This window comes from Sphingomonas sp., from assembly GCF_035758555.1.
Classification (GTDB): domain Bacteria; phylum Pseudomonadota; class Alphaproteobacteria; order Sphingomonadales; family Sphingomonadaceae; genus Sphingomonas_B.
Genome location: NZ_DASTXI010000146.1, coordinates 1 through 2,375, shown reverse-complemented (window position 1 = coordinate 2,375; position 2,375 = coordinate 1). Strand labels below are relative to the sequence as shown.

Here is a 2,375-nt window from a genome sequence, read left to right as displayed (position 1 = left end):
CCCGAAAGCACCACGACGGTGTCCTCCAGCGGCGCAACCTTGCCTGCGAGCAACGCGGCGACGGCGACGGCTCCGCCGGGTTCCACCGTCAGCCCGTGACGCTCCCACGCGAACCGCACCGCTTCCCCCGTCTCGGCGTCGGTGACGGATAGCGCCGTCGTCTCACGCTCGCTCAGAATGCCGAAGGTGATCGGCGACACGCGCGGCGTCTGGAGCGCGTCGCAGAAGGTCGCAGGTGCATCCGCGGCCACCGGAACGATCTCGCCGAACTCGAGCGAACGCGCCATGTCGTCCCAGCCTGCAGGCTCCACGATGACCATTTCCGCGTCGGGCGCTGCCAACGCTATTCCGGACGCCAATCCGCCGCCGCCGCACGGAACGACAATCCTCTTCGGCGAACGGCCGAGCTGCTCCAATATCTCCAGCCCGACCGTGCCCTGCCCGGCAACGATCGCCGGATCGTCGAAGCTCGGAACGACCGTCGCTCCCGTCTCGCTGGAGATCTTCGCCGCGATCTCCTCGCGGCTCTCGCTGCGGCGATCGTAGAAAATGATCTCGGCGCCCTCGCCGCGCGTTCCCTCGATCTTCACCTGCGGAGCGTCCGACGGCATGACGATGATCGCGCGGATACCGAGACGCCGGGCGGCAATCGCCACTCCGCGCGCATGATTGCCCGAGGAGAAAGCCACGACTCCGCGCCCGCGCTCCGCCGAAGTGAGCTGGAGCAGGCGGTTGGTCGCGCCCCTCAGCTTGAACGCGCCGCCGGTCTGCAGGCACTCGCATTTGAGCCACACGCGGGTCCCTTCGATCTCCGTTTCGATCAGCGGCGTTTGCTCGACCAGACCGCGGATTCGCTCCGCCGCTTCGACCAGGTCATCGCGAGACACTTCGGCCTCTGTTGCTAAGCGGTTGATATTTCACCCTTTCGATTAGCCGTTGCAGATCAGCGACATACGGCGGGCAAATCCCCAGTCCAGGACCAAATAATCTTTACAGGGGGGACCCCCACACATATATCGCGCTCCCGCTGCCCCATGGGACTTCCAACCGCAAGGCAGCTCACTGTCGAACGTACCCGTTGGAGGTCCCTTGAGTTGCACAAGCACCATCGCGCGCTGGGGCTAGCTGCCGCCCCGTCCGGCACCCGAAGCGGTGCCGAAATCGCCAAGCTTCGACCCGTTGAGCCGGTCACGCTCCTGCGTCCGCACGCCGCGCGCAGGGCCGCCCGATTCTTCGTCGAGAAGTTCCCCGGACGGTCGCTCTACGCGGTGAAGGCGAATCCTTCGCCCGAGCTGCTGCGCGTGCTGTGGGAAGCGGGCGTCACCCATTACGACGTCGCCTCCATCGGCGAGGTGCGGCTCGTGCACGACGTCCTCCCCGAGGCGACGCTGTGCTTCATGCACCCGGTGAAGGCCGAGGAAGCGATCGCCGAAGCTTATTTCGATCATGGCGTGCGGACCTTCAGCCTCGACACCGTCGAGGAGCTGGAGAAGATCGTCCGCGCCACCTCGAAGGACGGGGTTCCGGCGAGCGACCTCAACCTGCTGGTGCGCATCCGCGTCAGCTCGGACCATGCCAAGCTTAGCCTCGCCTCCAAGTTCGGCGCCGATCCGCGCGACGTCAGCGCGCTTCTGATGGCCGCCCGCCAGGCGGCGGACGCGCTCGGCATCTGCTTCCATGTCGGCAGCCAGGCGATGACTCCGGCCGCGTTCGCCGAAGCCATGACGCGCGTCCGCACCGCGATCGTCGATGCGGCGGTCACGGTCGACATCGTCGATGTCGGCGGAGGCTTCCCCTCCTCCTATCCGGGAATGGAGCCGCCGCCGCTCGAGACCTATTTCGCCGTTATCCACGAAACGTTCGAATCGCTGCCGATCAGCTATTCGGCCGAGCTGTGGTGCGAGCCCGGGCGGGCGCTGTGCGCCGAATATGCGAGCGTCCTCGTTCGAGTCGAGAAGCGCCGCGGCGACGAGCTCTACATCAACGACGGCGCTTACGGCGCTTTGTTCGACGCCGCGCACATCGGCTGGCGCTATCCGGTGCGGCTGATCCGCGACCGTAGTTCGCGCGTGCGGCCGATGCAGTTCAGCTTCTACGGCCCGACCTGCGACGATCTCGACCGCATGGCGGGTCCGTTCGAGCTGCCGGGCGACATCGGTCCCGGCGATTATATCGAGATCGGAATGCTCGGCGCCTACGGCTGCGCGATGCGGACGCAGTTCAACGGCTTCGGCGCGGTCGCGACCGAGGTCGTCGACGACGAGCCGATGGCGAGCCTCTACGGAGCGGCAGCGGACGACACGCGTTCCAACGTCGTGACGCTGTAGTTCGCCATCCTTCCGTCATCCCCGCGAAGGCGGGGATCCCGCTGTATT

Annotated in this window: 2 protein-coding genes; one reads left to right on the top strand and one right to left on the bottom strand. The window is 66.5% G+C overall.

The features are described from left to right. Positions 1 to 887 (bottom strand): threonine/serine dehydratase (locus VFT73_RS08845; protein WP_326409991.1); only part of this gene is annotated, 887 nt, incomplete at its 3' end. Between the two features lie 207 nt (positions 888 to 1,094). On the opposite strand from VFT73_RS08845, the gene VFT73_RS08840 reads away from it, so the two are divergent. Then, positions 1,095 to 2,327, top strand: a complete 1,233-nt coding sequence (locus VFT73_RS08840) for a type III PLP-dependent enzyme (RefSeq protein WP_326409989.1) — start codon at positions 1,095 to 1,097, stop codon at positions 2,325 to 2,327. Positions 2,328 to 2,375 lie beyond the last annotated feature (48 nt).